The sequence below is a fragment of the Streptomyces sp. C10-9-1 genome (assembly GCF_024497955.1).
GTDB classification, from domain to species: domain Bacteria; phylum Actinomycetota; class Actinomycetes; order Streptomycetales; family Streptomycetaceae; genus Streptomyces; species Streptomyces sanyensis.
Map to the genome: position 1 here is coordinate 93251 of NZ_JANHKP010000020.1, position 15441 is coordinate 108691.

Here is a 15441-nt window from a genome sequence, read left to right on the forward strand (position 1 = left end):
CGGATCCCGGTCGGGCCGGGCGGGCTAGAGGGTGCCCGCCGCCGCCTTCAGGGCGTCGACGCGGTCGGTGCGCTCCCAGGTGAAGTCCGGCAGCTCCCGGCCGAAGTGGCCGTAGGCGGCGGTCTGGGCGTAGATCGGCCGCAGCAGGTCGAGGTCGCGGATGATGGCGGCCGGGCGGAGGTCGAACACCTCGGTGATGGCCTGCTCGATCCTCTCCACGTCCGTCGTCGCGGTGCCGAAGGTCTCGACGAACAGGCCGACGGGCTCGGCCTTGCCGATGGCGTAGGCGACCTGGACCTCGCAGCGCGCGGCGAGCCCGGCGGCGACGACGTTCTTGGCGACCCAGCGCATGGCGTACGCGGCGGAGCGGTCGACCTTGGAGGGGTCCTTGCCGGAGAAGGCACCGCCACCGTGGCGGGCCATGCCGCCGTAGGTGTCGATGATGATCTTGCGTCCGGTGAGTCCGGCGTCGCCCATGGGGCCGCCGATCTCGAACCGGCCGGTGGGGTTGACCAGGAGGCGGTAGCCCTCGGTGTCCAGCTTGATGCCGTCCTCCAGCAGCTGCTTGAGGACGTGCTCGACGACGAACTCCCGGATGTCCGGAGCGAGGAGGGAGTCGAGGTCGATGTCGGAGGCGTGCTGCGAGGAGACCACCACGGTGTCGAGGCGGACGGCCTTGTCGCCGTCGTACTCGATGGTGACCTGGGTCTTCCCGTCCGGGCGCAGGTAGGGGATGGTGCCGTTCTTGCGGACCTCGGTCAGGCGGCGGGAGAGCCGGTGCGCGACGTGGATCGGCAGCGGCATCAGCTCGGGCGTCTCGTTGGAGGCGTAGCCGAACATCAGGCCCTGGTCGCCCGCGCCCTGCTTGTCCAGCTCGTCCTCGTCGCCCTCGACGCGCTTCTCGTAGGCGGTGTCGACACCCTGGGCGATGTCGGGCGACTGGGAGCCGATGGAGACCGACACACCGCAGGAGGCGCCGTCGAAGCCCTTCTTGGAGGAGTCGTAGCCGATGTCGAGGATCTTGCTGCGCACCAGGGTGGGGATGTCCGCCCACGCCTTGGTGGTCACCTCGCCGGCGACGTGCACCAGGCCGGTGGTGATCAGGGTCTCGACGGCGACGCGGGAGGTCGGGTCCTCCCGCAGCAGGGCGTCGAGGATGGTGTCGCTGATCTGGTCGGCGATCTTGTCGGGGTGGCCCTCGGTGACGGACTCCGAGGTGAAGAGACGGCGGGACACATCGCTCCCTGGGGTTGCAGCGGCTGCTGGCTGATCATTGGCGGACCGGCAGGGGGCTGCGCCCCGCGACGTTCCGCAGACCAGTTTATCGGTCGCCCCATGCCGCCGGACACCCGTCTCGCTGCTTGGGAGCCCGCTGACCTGTGGCCATGGCCGAGACGGTACGACGATAGCGCCCGCAGGCGAGGGATTCGCCACATTTGGCGACGTGCCCCGACCGGGTCGGCTTCCGGGCAGCGCCCGCGGCGGAGGCGGGCGTGCCACCGGGGCGCGCTCCGGCGGCACGCCCGGCCCGCGGCGGTGCCGCGCGCACCGCCCTCAGGCGGGCAGCCGGGCCGCCACGAGGTCCCAGACCGTGTCGGCGAGGGCCTCCTTCGGCCCGTGCGGCACGGGCGTCTCGGTACCGTCCGAGGAGAGCACCACCGCTTCGTTCTCCTCGGCCCCGAAGGTGCGCCGCTCCCCCACCTCGTTGACCACGAGCAGGTCGCAGCCCTTGCGCCGGAGCTTGTCGCGGCCGTTGGCCAGAACCTCGTCGGTCTCGGCTGCGAACCCGACCACGACCTGCCCCGGGCGCGCGCGCTCGGCGGAGATCTCCGCGAGGATGTCCGGATTGCGTACCAGCGTGATCTCGGGCGCCTCGACGCCGTCCCGCTTCTTGATCTTCCCGGGCGCGTAGGCGGCGGGGCGGAAGTCGGCGACCGCGGCGGCCATGACGACGGCGTCGGCGTCGGCCGCGGCCTTCAGCACCGCCTCGCGCAGCTGCACGGCGGTCCCCACGTGCACCACGTCGACCCCGGCCGGGTCGGGGATGCCGGTGTTGGCCTCGACCAGGGTGACGCGGGCCCCGCGGGCCGCCGCGGTGCGGGCCAGGGCGTAGCCCTGCTTCCCGGAGGAGCGGTTGCCGAGGTAGCGGACGGGGTCCAGGGGCTCGCGGGTGCCGCCCGCGCTGATCACGACACGGCGGCCGGCCAGGTCCGGGGCCGCGGCACCGCGTGCGAGCGCCCTGCGGCAGACCTCGAAGATCTCGGCGGCCTCGGGCAGCCTGCCCTTGCCGGTGTCCACGCCGGTGAGGCGGCCCACGGCGGGCTCGACCACGATCGCGCCCCGGCGGCGCAGCGTCGCCACGTTCTCCCGGGTGGCGGGGTGCTCCCACATCTCGGTGTGCATGGCCGGGGCGAAGACCACCGGGCAGCGGGCGGTCAGCAGGGTGTTGGTGAGGAGGTCGTCGGCGAGTCCGTGGGCCGCCTTGGCGAGCAGGTCGGCGGTGGCGGGCGCGACGACCACCAGGTCGGCCTGCTGGCCGATGCGCACGTGGGGCACCTCGTGGACGTCGTCCCAGACCTCGGTGGAGACCGGGTGGCCGGAGAGGGCGGACCAGGTGGCCGCGCCGACGAAGTGCAGGGCGGAGGCCGTGGGGACGGCGCGCACGTCGTGCCCGGACTCGGTGAGCCGCCGCAGCAGTTCGCACGCCTTGTAGGCGGCGATGCCGCCGCCCACTCCCAGGACCACCTTCGGCTTGCCCACTGCGCCTCCCCGCGCTCGGATTGTCGAACCCCATGCTGCCTCACGGACCGCGCGGTGCGCGCCGGGGCCCGGCCCCGGACGCACCACGGGCCCGGCGGGTGCTCCGCCGGGCCCGTGGTGGGATGCGCCGTGCGCCTACTGGGCCGGGCCCTCGATGGCCTCGGAGGTCAGCAGACCCGCGTTGATCTCGCGCAGCGCGATCGAGAGCGGCTTCTCGTGGACGTGGGTGTCCACCAGGGGACCGACGTACTCGAGCAGACCCTCACCGAGCTGCGAGTAGTACGCGTTGATCTGGCGCGCGCGCTTGGCGGCGTAGATCACGAGGCTGTACTTCGAGTCGGTAGCCTCGAGCAGCTCGTCGATCGGCGGGTTGATGATGCCCTCGGGCGCGGTGATGGAAGAGGACACGCTCTAGCCTTCCGAAGAACTTGCAGAAAGATCGGACAAAAGATCAAACAACTTCCATCAAGGCTAGCAGCTCGCGCGCCACTCCTTCGACGGAGGTGTTGACCAGGGTGGTGTCGAACTCCGCCTCCGCGGCGAGCTCGACCTTGGCGGCGTCGAGGCGGCGCTCGACGACCTCGGCGGACTCGGTGCCCCGGCCCGTGAGCCGGCGGACCAGCTCCTCCCAGCTCGGCGGGGCGAGGAAGACGAGCTGCGAGTCCGGCATCGACTCCTTCACCTGGCGCGCGCCCTGGAGGTCGATCTCCAGCAGGACCGGCTCCCCGGCCTCCAGGCGGTCGAGGACCGCCCGGCGGGGGGTGCCGTAGCGGTTGCCCGCGAACTCGGCCCACTCCAGCAGCTCGCCGTTGGCGACGAGCTTGTCGAACTCCTCGTCGGTGACGAAGAAGTACTGGACACCGTGCTTCTCGCCGGGACGGGGCCTGCGTGTCGTGGCCGACACCGAGAGCCACACGTCGGGGTGGACCTTGCGCATATGCGCGACGACCGTGCTCTTGCCGACCCCGGAGGGGCCGGAGAGCACGGTCAGCCGCGGACGTACCTCTGCTGCCATGGACCGATTATCCAGGTTCCCGGGAGTGCCGGGGAACGTCAGGCGGCGCCACCGCCGAACTCGCGCTCCAGGGAGGCGATCTGGTTGGAGCCGAGACCGCGGACGCGGCGGCTCTCGGAGATGCCGAGCCTCTCCATGATCTGCTTGGCGCGGACCTTGCCCACGCCCGGCAGGGATTCGAGGAGGGCGGAGACCTTCATCTTGCCGATGACGTCGTTCTCCTGGCCCTGCTTGATGACCTCGTGGAGGGAGGCGCCGGAGTGCTTGAGTCGATTCTTCACCTCGGCCCGCTCCCGGCGAGCCGCGGCGGCCTTTTCGAGCGCGGCTGCGCGCTGTTCAGGGGTAAGGGGCGGAAGAGCCACGCCTACGTCACCTCGGATGTCGAACTGTCGGATACGGACCGGCCCGGGGCCGTACGGCCCCGCACCAGGTGAGCGGTCGAACAGTGCAGTGCGTCTGCCCTGCTCGTTCGCTCTTCGACGGAGACTAGCGGCCATCACCGCTCCAGTCAGCGAGAACAGACGAAAAGTCCTGGTCAGCATCGACTGACCAGGACTTTTCGGACAAATGGACCGGCTTTCCTGTGAAGAAAATGTCAAAGCCGGCCCGACTGCCTGGGACGACGCGCCGGGGGCCGCTCCCCCGCGGGCCTCAGGCCACCGCCTCGCGCACCTCGTCGGCCAGCCGCAGGGCCGCCGAGCGCAGCCCCGCAACGTCCGGTCCGTGGCGGAGCACCCCCCGGCTGACGCTCGGCAGGACGTTGCGCACGGCCGGGCCGAAGACGCCCGGCAGGTCGGCCGGGGTCGCGCCCTGTGCGCCGATGCCGGGCGCGAGCAGCGGCCCGTTGATGTCCAGGTCGACACCCGCGTCGCCGAGGGTCGCGCCCACCACGGCGCCCACCGAGCCGAGGGGCCGGGCGCCCTCGTTCTCGGCCGCCATGTGGTCGAGCATCACCTGCGCCAGGGGCGCGCCGCCGGCGCCCGTGGCGCGCTGCACCTCGGCGCCCTCCGGGTTGGAGGTCAGCGCCAGCACGAACACGCCGCTCCCGCTCAGCAGCGCCTGGTCCAGCGCCGGGCGGAGGGACCCGAACCCGAGGTAGGGCGAGAGGGTGACGGCGTCCGAGAAGAGCGGCGAGTCCTTGCGCAGGAACGCCTCCGCGTAGGCGCCCATCGTGGAGCCGATGTCGCCGCGCTTGGCGTCCATCAGGACCAGGGCGCCGGCGGCGCGGGCCTCCTCGACGGCCTTCTCCAGCACCGCGACGCCCCGGGAGCCGAAGCGCTCGAAGAACGCGGACTGCGGCTTGAGGACGGCGACGCGGTCGGCGAGGGCGTCGACGACCGCGCGGGTGAACCGCTCCAGCCCGGCGACGTCGTCGTTCAGCCCCCAGTCGGTGAGCAGCGAGGCATGCGGGTCGATGCCGACGCACAGCGGGCCTCGGGTGTCCATGGCCTGGCGGAGCCGGGCGCCGAAGGGTTCCAGAGGGCTCATGCGGGGGTGTCCTTCCGGTTGCGGTGGCCGGCTCCGACGGCCTCGGCGAGGCTGGCGTAGGGGCTGGCCGCGAGCCGGGCGGCGAGGCCCTTGTGGATGGCGCGGGCGTAGAACGGGCCCTCGTAGACCAGGGCGCTGTAGCCCTGTACCAGGGTGGCCCCGGCGAGGATCCGCTGCCAGGCGTCCTCGGCCGTCTCGATGCCCCCGACGCCGACCAGGGTGATCCGGTCGCCGACGCGGGCGTACAGGCGGCGCAGCACCTCCAGGGCGCGGTCCCGGACCGGGGCGCCGGACAGGCCGCCCGTCTCGGAGGCCAGGCCGGCGGGCGAGGCCAGGCCCTCGCGGGCGATGGTGGTGTTGGTGGCGATGATGCCGTCCAGGCCGAGTTCCACGGCGAGGTCGGCGACCGCGTCGATGTCCTCGTCGGCGAGGTCGGGGGCGATCTTGACCAGCAGCGGGACCCGGCGGTCGGGGACGGTGCGGTCCGCGGCCTCGCGCACGGCCGTCAGCAGCGGGCGCAGCGACTCGGTGGCCTGGAGGTTGCGCAGGCCGGGCGTGTTCGGCGAGGAGACGTTGACCACCAGGTAGTCGGCGTGCGCGGCGAGGCGCTCAGTGGAGGTGACGTAGTCGGCCACCGCCTCGGCCTCCGGGACGACCTTCGTCTTGCCGATGTTCACGCCGACGGTGGTGCGGAAGACCTCGCGGCGGGCGGCGAGGCGGGCGGCGACGGCCGCGGACCCCTCGTTGTTGAAGCCCATGCGGTTGATCAGCGCCCGGTCGGCCACCAGGCGGAAGAGGCGCTTCCTGGGGTTGCCGGGCTGGGGGCGGGCGGTGACGGTGCCGATCTCCACGTGGTCGAAACCGAGCATGGCCATGCCGTCGATGCCGACCGCGTTCTTGTCGAAGCCCGCGGCGAGGCCGAAGGGCCCGTGCATCCGCAGGCCGAGGGCCTCCGTGCGCAGCTCGCGGAAGCGGGGGGCGAGCACGGCGGCCGCGAAGGTGCGCAGCACGGGGACGCGGGCCGCGAGGCGGATCCAGGCGAAGGCGAGATGGTGGGCCGCCTCGGGGTCCATCCGCTTGAAGAACAGGTGGAAGAAGAGCTTGTACACAGCGGTGTCCTCGTGAGGAGGGGGACACCGTCTCCGGTGCCCCCTCGGGTGTGCCGGACCGTTGCCGGCGGGGCTGCTTGCCGGGAAGGGGTGCGGGCGTGTTCGGGCGTGCCGCCCCGCCGGGCGGGGCGGGGCGGCACTCCGGGGAGCCGCCCGGGGGCGGGTCCTAGTCCCGGGCGGCGGTCAGGTGCTCCGCGTGCTCCTGGAGCGAGCGCACCCCCACGTCCCCGCGGCCGAGCGCCTCGATGCCCTGCACGGCGGCGGCGAGCGCCTGGACGGTGGTCAGGCACGGCACGGAGCGGGCCACGGCCGCGGTGCGGATGTCGTAGCCGTCGAGCCGGCCGCCGGTGCCGTACGGGGTGTTGACGATGAGGTCGACCTCGCCGTCGTGGATGAGCTGGACGATGGTCCGCTCCCCGCCGGGCCCCTCGCCCTCGGACTGCTTGCGGACCACGGTGGCGCTGATCCCGTTGCGCCGGAGGACCTCGGCGGTGCCGGAGGTGGCGAGCAGTTCGAAGCCGTGGGCGACGAGCTCCCGGGCGGGGAAGATCATCGAGCGCTTGTCGCGGTTGGCGACCGAGACGAAGGCGCGGCCCTTGGTGGGCAGCGGGCCGTAGGCGCCGGCCTGCGACTTGGCGTACGCGGAGCCGAAGACCGAGTCGATGCCCATGACCTCGCCGGTGGAGCGCATCTCGGGGCCGAGGACGGTGTCCACCCCGCGGCCGTGGACGTCGCGGAAGCGCGACCACGGCATCACGGCCTCCTTGACGGAGATCGGCGCGTCCAGCGGCAGGGTGCCGCCGTCGCCGGACCGGGGAAGCAGCCCCTCCTCGCGCAGTTCGGCGATGGTGGCGCCGAGGGAGATCCGGGCGGCCGCCTTGGCCAGCGGCACCGCGGTGGCCTTCGAGGTGAAGGGCACGGTGCGCGAGGCGCGGGGGTTGGCCTCCAGCACGTAGAGGATGTCCCCGGCCATGGCGAACTGGATGTTGATCAGTCCGCGCACGCCGACGCCCTCGGCGATGGCCTCGGTGGAGACCCGCAGCCGCTTGACGTCGTGGCCGCCGAGGGTGATGGGAGGCAGCGCGCAGGCGGAGTCGCCGGAGTGGATGCCGGCCTCCTCGATGTGCTCCATGACGCCGCCGAGGTAGAGCTCCCGGCCGTCGTAGAGCGCGTCGACGTCGATCTCGATGGCGTCGTCGAGGAAGCGGTCGACCAGCACGGGCCGGGAGGGGGAGATCTCGGTGGACTCGGCGATGTACGCCTCCAGGCGCGCCTCGTCGTAGACGATCTCCATGCCGCGGCCGCCGAGCACGTAGGACGGGCGGACCAGGACGGGGTAGCCGATCTCGTCGGCGATGGCCTTGGCACCGGCGAAGGTGGTGGCGGTGCCATGCTTGGGGGCGGGCAGCCCGGCCTCGGCGAGCACCCGTCCGAAGGCGCCGCGGTCCTCCGCGGCGTGGATGGCCTCCGGGGGCGTGCCGACGACGGGCACGCCGTTGTCCTTGAGTGCCTGGGCCAGGCCCAGCGGGGTCTGGCCGCCGAGCTGCACGACCACTCCGGCGACCGGGCCGGCCAGCGACTCGGCGTGGACGATCTCCAGGACGTCCTCCAGGGTGAGCGGCTCGAAGTAGAGCCGGTCGGAGGTGTCGTAGTCCGTGGAGACGGTCTCGGGGTTGCAGTTGACCATGACGGTCTCGTACCCGGCGTCGTGCAGCGCGAAGGAGGCGTGGACGCAGGAGTAGTCGAACTCGATGCCCTGCCCGATGCGGTTGGGCCCGGAGCCGAGGATGATCACGGCGGGCCGGGTGCGCGGTGCGACCTCGGACTCCTCGTCGTAGGAGGAGTAGAAGTACGGCGTCCGGGCCGCGAACTCGGCGGCGCAGGTGTCCACGGTCTTGTAGACGGGGCGGACGCCCAGCGCGTGGCGCACCTCGCGGACGACGTCCTCGCGCAGCCCGCGGATGTCGGCGATCTGGGCGTCGGAGAAGCCGTGGCGCTTGGCCTCGGCGAGCAGCTCCGGGCCGAGCTTCTCGGCGGCGCCCAGCTCGTCGGCGATCTCCTTGATCAGGAAGAGCTGGTCGACGAACCAGGGGTCGATCCGGGTGGCGTCGAAGACCTCGTCCGGGGTGGCCCCGGCGCGGATGGCCTGCATGACGGTGTTGATCCGGCCGTCGGTGGGCCGCACCGCCTCGCGCAGCAGCTCGTCCTTGTCGCCGGCGGGACCGGTGAAGGCGAACTGGCTGCCCTTCTTCTCCAGGGACCGCAGGGCCTTCTGGAGCGCCTCGGTGAAGTTGCGGCCGATGGCCATGGCCTCGCCGACGGACTTCATGGTGGTGGTGAGCGTCGCGTCGGCCTGCGGGAACTTCTCGAAGGCGAAGCGCGGGGCCTTGACCACGACGTAGTCGAGCGTCGGCTCGAAGGAGGCCGGGGTCTGCTCGGTGATGTCGTTGGGGATCTCGTCGAGGGTGTAGCCGACGGCGAGCTTGGCCGCGATCTTGGCGATCGGGAAACCGGTAGCCTTGGAGGCCAGCGCGGAGGAGCGGGAGACGCGCGGGTTCATCTCGATGACGATGATCCGCCCGTCGGCCGGGTCGACCGCGAACTGGATGTTGCAGCCGCCGGTGTCGACGCCGACCTCGCGGATGATGGCGATGCCGATGTCGCGCAGCCGCTGGTACTCGCGGTCGGTGAGGGTCATCGCGGGGGCGACGGTGATGGAGTCCCCGGTGTGGACGCCCATCGGGTCGAAGTTCTCGATGGAGCAGACGACCACGACGTTGTCGTTCTTGTCGCGCATCAGCTCCAGCTCGTACTCCTTCCAGCCGAGGATGGACTCCTCCAGGAGCACCTCGGTGGTCGGGGAGAGCGTGAGGCCCTGGCCGGCGATGCGGCGCAGCTCCTCCTCGTCGTGGGCGAAGCCGGAGCCGGCGCCGCCCATGGTGAAGGAGGGGCGGACGACGACGGGGTAGCCGCCGAGGGTGTCCACACCCGCGAGGACGTCGTCCATGGAGTGGCAGATGACCGAGCGGGCGGACTCGCCGTGGCCGATCTTGCCGCGGACCGCCTCCACGACCTCCTTGAACAGGTCGCGGTCCTCGCCCTTGTGGATCGCCTCGACGTTGGCGCCGATCAGCTCGACGCCGTACTTCTCCAGCACGCCCTGCTCGTGCATGGAGATGGCGGTGTTGAGGGCGGTCTGGCCGCCGAGGGTGGGCAGCAGCGCGTCGGGGCGCTCCTTGGCGATGATCTTCTCGACGAACTCGGGGGTGATCGGCTCGACGTAGGTGGCGTCGGCGATCTCCGGGTCGGTCATGATCGTGGCCGGGTTGGAGTTGACCAGGATCACCCGCAGGCCCTCGGCCTTGAGGACGCGGCACGCCTGGGTGCCGGAGTAGTCGAACTCGGCGGCCTGGCCGATGACGATCGGGCCGGAGCCGATGACCAGGACGGACTGGATATCGGTGCGCTTAGGCACGCTCGGCCTCCATCGGGGCGGTGCTCATCAGGGACGTGAAGCGGTCGAACAGGTACGCGGCGTCGTGCGGGCCGGCGGCCGCCTCCGGGTGGTACTGGACGCTGAAGGCCGGCTGGTCGAGCAGGCGCAGACCCTCCACCACGTCGTCGTTCAGGCAGACGTGGGAGACCTCGACGCGCCCGTAGGGGGTGTCGGACACCCGGTCGAGGGGGGCCTCCACGGCGAACCCGTGGTTGTGGGCGGTGACCTCGACCTTGCCGGTGGTGCGGTCCTGCACGGGCTGGTTGATCCCGCGGTGGCCGTACTTCAGCTTGTAGGTGCCGAAGCCGAGGGCCCGGCCGAGGAGCTGGTTGCCGAAGCAGATGCCGAACAGCGGGGTGCGGCGCTCCAGCACGGCCTTGACGACGGTGAGGTCGGCGGTGGCGGGGTCGCCGGGGCCGTTGGAGAGGAAGACGCCGTCCGGGGCGACCGCGTAGACCTCCTCGACGGTGGCGGTGGCGGGCAGGACGTGGACCTCGATGCCGCGCTCGGCCATCCGGTGCGGGGTCATGCCCTTGATGCCCAGGTCGAGGGCGGCCACGGTGAACTTCTTCTCCCCGATGGCAGGCACCACGTACGCCTCGGTGGTGGCCACCTCCGCGGACAGGTCGGCGCCCTTCATCTCGGGGGCGCGCAGGACCCTCTCCAGCAGGGCCGACTCGTCGGGGGCGTCCTTCAGGGCCGGACCGGAGAAGATGCCGACGCGCATCGCGCCGCGCTCGCGCAGGTGGCGGGTGAGCGCGCGGGTGTCGACACCGGAGATCCCGACCACGTCCTGGGCGGCGAGCTCCTCGTCGAGGGAGCGGCGGGAGCGCCAGTTGGAGGGGATGCGGGCGGGGTCGCGCACCACGTAGCCGGAGACCCAGATCCTGCGGGACTCGTCGTCCTCGTCGTTGACGCCGGTGTTGCCGATGTGGGGGGCGGTCATCACGACGACCTGCCGGTGGTAGGAGGGGTCGGTGAGGGTCTCCTGGTAGCCGGTCATGCCGGTGTTGAACACCGCCTCGCCGAAGGTCTCGCCCAGGGCTCCGTAGGCGCGGCCCCGGAAGGTGCGTCCGTCCTCCAGTACGAGGACGGCGGGAGACGCCTCGTTCCTCTTCGAGGCCGTCCCCGGCGTGGAGGTCGTCATCGTGCGGTGCCTTCCGTCGTCTTGGTCATGGTGGTGAGGGTGTCGGCCCAGGTGCTCTGCTCGGCGGCCCGGTCCAGCCGGAAGCCGGAGTCGAGCAGGCGTCCGCCGTGCTCCCAGGTCACGATCAGCAGGCCGCCCTCGGCGAGGACCTTGCCCGCGATGCCCTTGTCGAGCCGGGCGCCGCGCAGCGCGGCGGCGGGGACGAAGAAGTCCGGCGCGCCGGGGCGGACGACGTCCAGGCCCTCGGGGGTGAGGGTGAGCTCCGCGCGGCTGCGCACGCCCAGGCCGTGGGCGACGATGCGGTCGAGCCACTGCCCGGCGGTGGTGGAGCCGTGGTAGCGGCCGGCGGCCGCGAGGACGGCCTCGCCCGGCTGCTCAGCGGCGGTGCCGGGCTCGGCCCCCGCCGGTCGGGCGGGCAGCTCGGGGAGGTCGGACTGGAGGCTGCCGCGCCACTTCCAGCCCTGGCGCATCAGCCAGTAGACGAGGCCGACGAGGACGAGCAGGCCCACGACCCATCCGATGCGGGCGGCCCAGTCGGTCACCTCGGCGGACTTCCGCTCGTCGGCGAGGGTCAGTAGTGCAGGTGTCGCGAGTAGAGGTGTCACGCCAGCTTCCCGTCCATGAGCGTCGCGCGGCCCCGCAGGAAGGTGTGCGTCACGCGCCCGGGCAGCTCGCGCCCCTCGTAGGGGGTGTTGCGGCTGCGGGAGGCGAAGCCCGCGGGGTCCACGGCTCCACGGTATGCCGGATCGACCAGGGTGAGGTTGGCGGGCTCACCGGCCGAGACGGGGCGTCCGTGGCCCCGGGCACCGCCGATCCGCGCGGGGGCGAAGGACATCCGGTCGGCGACGCCCGCCCAGTCCAGGAGCCCGGTGTCGACCATGGTCTGCTGGACGACGGAGAGCGCGGTCTCCAGGCCGACCATGCCCATGGCCGCAGCCGCCCACTCGCAGTCCTTGTCCTCGTGCGGGTGGGGGGCGTGGTCGGTGGCGACGATGTCGATGGTGCCGTCCGCGAGGGCCTCGCGCAGGGCCCTGACGTCGCGCTCGGTGCGCAGCGGCGGGTTGACCTTGTAGACCGGGTTGTAGCTGCGGACCAGTTCGTCGGTGAGCAGCAGGTGGTGCGGGGTGACCTCGGCCGTGACGTCGATGCCCCGGGACTTGGCCCAGCGGACGATCTCCACGGAGCCGGCGGTGGAGAGGTGGCAGATGTGGACGCGGGAGCCGACGTGCTCGGCGAGCAGGACGTCGCGGGCGATGATCGACTCCTCGGCGACGGCGGGCCAGCCGCCGAGTCCGAGTTCGGCCGAGACGACGCCCTCGTTCATCTGCGCGCCCTCGGTGAGGCGCGGTTCCTGGGCGTGCTGGGCGATCACCCCGCCGAAGGCCTTCACGTACTCCAGGGCGCGGCGCATGATCACGGCGTCGTCGACGCACTTGCCGTCGTCGGAGAAGACGGTCACGCCCGCCGCGGAGTCGTGCATGGCGCCGAGCTCGGCCAGCTGGCGGCCTTCGAGGCCGACGGTGACGGCGCCGATGGGCTGGACGTCGCAGTAGCCGGACTCCTTGCCGAGCCGGTACACCTGCTCGACCACCCCGGCGGTGTCGGCGACGGGGAAGGTGTTGGCCATGGCGAACACGGCGGTGTAGCCGCCGGAGGCGGCGGCGCGGGTGCCGGTGAGGACGGTCTCGGAATCCTCGCGCCCGGGCTCGCGCAGATGGGTGTGGAGGTCGACCAGGCCGGGCAGCAGGATCCTTCCTTCAGCCTCGACGACCTCGGCTCCCTCCGCGGGCAGCCCGGTGCCGACGGCGGCGATCTGCGCGCCGTCGACCAGGACGTCCCGGACGTCTCCGCCCAGCAGCCTCGCACCGCGGATCAGGGTCTTGCTCATCGGTGTCACTTCTCCTCGGTACGGGGGTGGGCGGTGTCGGACTCGTTGCCGCCGAGCAGCAGGTAGAGGACGGCCATCCGGACGGACACGCCGGCCGCGACCTGCTCGACGACCGTGCAGCGGTCGGAGTCGGCGACCTCGGCGGTGATCTCCATGCCGCGGACCATGGGGCCGGGGTGCATCACGATCGCGTGGTCGGGCATCCGCGCCATGCGGTCGGCGTCGAGGCCGTAGCGGCGGGAGTACTCGCGCTCGGTGGGGAAGAAGGCGGCGTTCATGCGCTCGCGCTGGACGCGCAGCATCATCACGGCGTCGGACTTGGGCAGCACGGCGTCCAGGTCGTAGGCGACCTCGCAGGGCCAGGCGCCCACGCCGACCGGCACCAGGGTGGGCGGCGCCACCAGGGTGACCTCCGCGCCCAGGGTGTGGAGCAGGTCGACGTTGGAGCGGGCGACCCGGCTGTGCAGGATGTCGCCGACGACCGTGATCCGGCGCCCGGCGAGGTCCCGGCCGATCCCGGCGTCGGGACCGACCAGGCGGCGGCGCATGGTGAAGGCGTCCAGCAGGGCCTGGGTGGGGTGCTGGTGGGTGCCGTCGCCCGCGTTGACGACGGGGGCGTCGATCCAGCCCGACGTGGCCAGCCGGTAGGGGGCGCCGGAGGCACCGTGCCGGATGACCACGGCGTCGACGCCCATGGCCTCCAGGGTCTGCGCGGTGTCCTTGAGCGACTCGCCCTTGGAGACGCTGGAGCCCTTGGCGGCGAAGTTGATGACGTCGGCGGACAGGCGCTTCTCGGCCGCCTCGAAGGAGATCCGGGTGCGGGTGGAGTCCTCGAAGAAGAGGTTGCAGATCGTCCGCCCGCGCAGGGCGGGCAGCTTCTTGATCGGCCGGTCGGCGACCCGGGCCATCTCCTCGGCGGTGTCGAGGATGCGGATGGCTTCGTCGCGGGTGAGGTCGGCGGCCGAGATCAGATGGCGCATCATCTGGGTGCTTTCTCCAGGTCTGTGGAGGTTCGTACGACGTGCGGGCGCACGGCGGCACTCGCCGTGGCGCGCGAGCGGGGCAGGTGTGCGGGTGCTACTGCCCGCGGGTCGGCGCGGTGGCGCCCAGGCCGAGCAGGACGGTGTCGCGGCCGTCCTCCTCGGAGAGCTGGACCCTGACCAGTTCGCGCTGCGAGGTGGGCAGGTTCTTGCCCACGTAGTCCGCGCGGATGGGGAGCTCGCGGTGGCCGCGGTCGACGAGCACGGCGAGCTGCACGGCGCGCGGGCGGCCGATGTCGCCGAGGGCGTCGAGGGCGGCGCGGATGGTGCGCCCGGAGAAGAGCACGTCGTCGACGAGGACGACCAGGCGGCCGTCGATCCCGTCGCCGGGGATCTCGGTGCGGGCGAGCGTCCGTGCGGGCTTGAGCCGCAGGTCGTCGCGGTACATGGTGATGTCGAGGGAGCCCACCGGGATCTTCCGCCCGGTGATGCCCTCCAGCTTGTCGGCCAGCCGGCGGGCGAGGTACACGCCGCGGGTCGGGATGCCGAGGAGCACCACGTCGTCCGCGCCCTTGGCGCGTTCGACGATCTCGTGGGCGATACGGGTGAGCATCCTGGCGATGTCCGGGGCCTCCAGAACGGCCCTGGGCTCACCGGTGTGGGTGTGCGCGTCCATACGAAACGGACCTCCTTCTCCGCCTCACGGGACGGCTCTTAAAGGACGTCGGAATTGCGCCGACCACGTTACCAGTGCTTGATGGGTGTACTGATCCGGGTACGCCGGTCCATGGCCGAAACCGGTCCGGACCGCTCGGCTTGACTCAGCCAAGTCACGCTGCGTAACCTCACAGTGAGTTACCAGTCGCGCGGCGGAGCCGCACGTTGTCACAGCGTCCGGGGAGCTATATGTCCAGCGAATACGCAAAGCAGCTCGGGGCCAAGCTCCGGGCCATCCGCACCCAGCAGGGGCTCTCGCTCCACGGGGTGGAGGAGAAGTCCCAGGGGCGCTGGAAGGCCGTCGTGGTCGGTTCGTACGAGCGCGGCGACCGCGCCGTCACCGTGCAGCGCCTTGCCGAACTGGCCGACTTCTACGGTGTGCCGGTGCAGGAGCTGCTGCCGGGCACCACGCCGGGCGGGGCCGCCGAGCCGCCGCCGAAGCTGGTCCTCGACCTGGAGCGGCTGGCCCACGTGCCGGCCGAGAAGGCGGGTCCGCTGCAGCGCTACGCCGCCACGATCCAGTCGCAGCGCGGGGACTACAACGGCAAGGTGCTGTCGATCCGGCAGGACGACCTGCGCACCCTCGCGGTCATCTACGACCAGTCCCCCTCGGTGCTGACCGAGCAGCTGATCAGCTGGGGTGTGCTGGACGCCGACGCGCGGCGTGCGGTGGCGCACGAGGACAGCTGACTCTCGGGTAGAAAAAACGTCACGCCCCGGGGGCGGGCACCTCATCGGGTGCCCGCCCCCCGGGCGTGGGCGGAGCGGCCGCGGGACGACCGCGGGCCCGGACCGGAGGGGTCCCTCCGGTCCGGGCCCGGCGAAGGGTCCGGCCACCGCG

At 72.1% G+C, this 15441-nt stretch carries 14 protein-coding genes; 1 reads left to right on the plus strand and 13 read right to left on the minus strand.

Features of this window, described 5'->3' with window-relative positions; all coding sequences use genetic code 11:
• Positions 1 to 24 precede the first annotated feature (24 nt).
• From metK to pyrR, 13 genes are all read right to left on the minus strand, one after another.
• Entirely contained in the window at positions 25 to 1236 is a 1212-nt protein-coding gene (gene metK / locus NPS70_RS25360) for a methionine adenosyltransferase (RefSeq protein WP_256526734.1), read from the minus strand.
• Between the two features lie 318 nt (positions 1237 to 1554).
• Entirely contained in the window at positions 1555 to 2760 is a 1206-nt protein-coding gene (coaBC, locus tag NPS70_RS25365) for a bifunctional phosphopantothenoylcysteine decarboxylase/phosphopantothenate--cysteine ligase CoaBC (RefSeq protein ID WP_256526735.1), read from the minus strand.
• A gap of 135 nt (positions 2761 to 2895) precedes the next feature.
• A complete protein-coding gene (rpoZ, locus tag NPS70_RS25370) occupies positions 2896 to 3168 on the minus strand; it encodes a DNA-directed RNA polymerase subunit omega (RefSeq protein ID WP_005319902.1) in 273 nt (90 codons plus the stop codon).
• 43 nt (positions 3169 to 3211) lie between these two features.
• Positions 3212 to 3775 carry a guanylate kinase gene (gmk, locus tag NPS70_RS25375; protein ID WP_256526737.1) on the minus strand — a complete coding sequence of 188 codons (564 nt, stop codon included), beginning with the start codon at positions 3773 to 3775 and terminating at the stop codon, positions 3212 to 3214.
• Positions 3776 to 3813: 38 nt separating this feature from the next.
• Positions 3814 to 4137: an integration host factor gene (locus tag NPS70_RS25380; RefSeq protein ID WP_005319887.1), complete on the minus strand. Its 324-nt coding sequence runs from the start codon at positions 4135 to 4137 to the stop codon at positions 3814 to 3816.
• Between the two features lie 289 nt (positions 4138 to 4426).
• On the minus strand, positions 4427 to 5263 hold the full coding sequence (pyrF, locus tag NPS70_RS25385; RefSeq protein WP_256526738.1) for an orotidine-5'-phosphate decarboxylase: 837 nt from the start codon (positions 5261 to 5263) through the stop codon (positions 4427 to 4429).
• Complete coding sequence (locus NPS70_RS25390; RefSeq protein WP_256526739.1) at positions 5260 to 6372, minus strand: quinone-dependent dihydroorotate dehydrogenase; 1113 nt, start codon at positions 6370 to 6372, stop codon at positions 5260 to 5262. Before NPS70_RS25390 ends, pyrF begins: the two co-directional genes overlap by 4 nt.
• Positions 6373 to 6538: 166 nt before the next feature.
• Positions 6539 to 9847: a carbamoyl-phosphate synthase large subunit gene (gene carB, locus NPS70_RS25395; RefSeq protein ID WP_256526740.1), complete on the minus strand. Its 3309-nt coding sequence runs from the start codon at positions 9845 to 9847 to the stop codon at positions 6539 to 6541.
• Positions 9840 to 11015, minus strand: coding sequence for a glutamine-hydrolyzing carbamoyl-phosphate synthase small subunit (gene carA, locus NPS70_RS25400; RefSeq protein WP_256526741.1), 1176 nt, complete (start codon positions 11013 to 11015; stop codon positions 9840 to 9842). Before carA ends, carB begins: the two co-directional genes overlap by 8 nt.
• Positions 11012 to 11620 carry a hypothetical protein gene (locus tag NPS70_RS25405; protein ID WP_256526742.1) on the minus strand — a complete coding sequence of 203 codons (609 nt, stop codon included), beginning with the start codon at positions 11618 to 11620 and terminating at the stop codon, positions 11012 to 11014. Before NPS70_RS25405 ends, carA begins: the two co-directional genes overlap by 4 nt.
• Positions 11617 to 12903: a dihydroorotase gene (locus tag NPS70_RS25410; protein WP_256526743.1), complete on the minus strand. Its 1287-nt coding sequence runs from the start codon at positions 12901 to 12903 to the stop codon at positions 11617 to 11619. Before NPS70_RS25410 ends, NPS70_RS25405 begins: the two co-directional genes overlap by 4 nt.
• A 5-nt stretch (positions 12904 to 12908) precedes the next feature.
• Entirely contained in the window at positions 12909 to 13886 is a 978-nt protein-coding gene (locus NPS70_RS25415; RefSeq protein WP_256526744.1) for an aspartate carbamoyltransferase catalytic subunit, read from the minus strand.
• A 94-nt stretch (positions 13887 to 13980) separates the two neighbouring features.
• Positions 13981 to 14559 (minus strand): bifunctional pyr operon transcriptional regulator/uracil phosphoribosyltransferase PyrR, encoded by a 579-nt coding sequence (pyrR, locus tag NPS70_RS25420; protein ID WP_256526745.1) that lies wholly within the window; start codon positions 14557 to 14559, stop codon positions 13981 to 13983.
• Between the two features lie 230 nt (positions 14560 to 14789).
• Between pyrR and bldD the strand changes: the two genes are divergently transcribed.
• Positions 14790 to 15290: a transcriptional regulator BldD gene (gene bldD, locus NPS70_RS25425; RefSeq protein ID WP_181657181.1), complete on the plus strand. Its 501-nt coding sequence runs from the start codon at positions 14790 to 14792 to the stop codon at positions 15288 to 15290.
• The last annotated feature ends 151 nt before the right edge of the window (positions 15291 to 15441 follow it).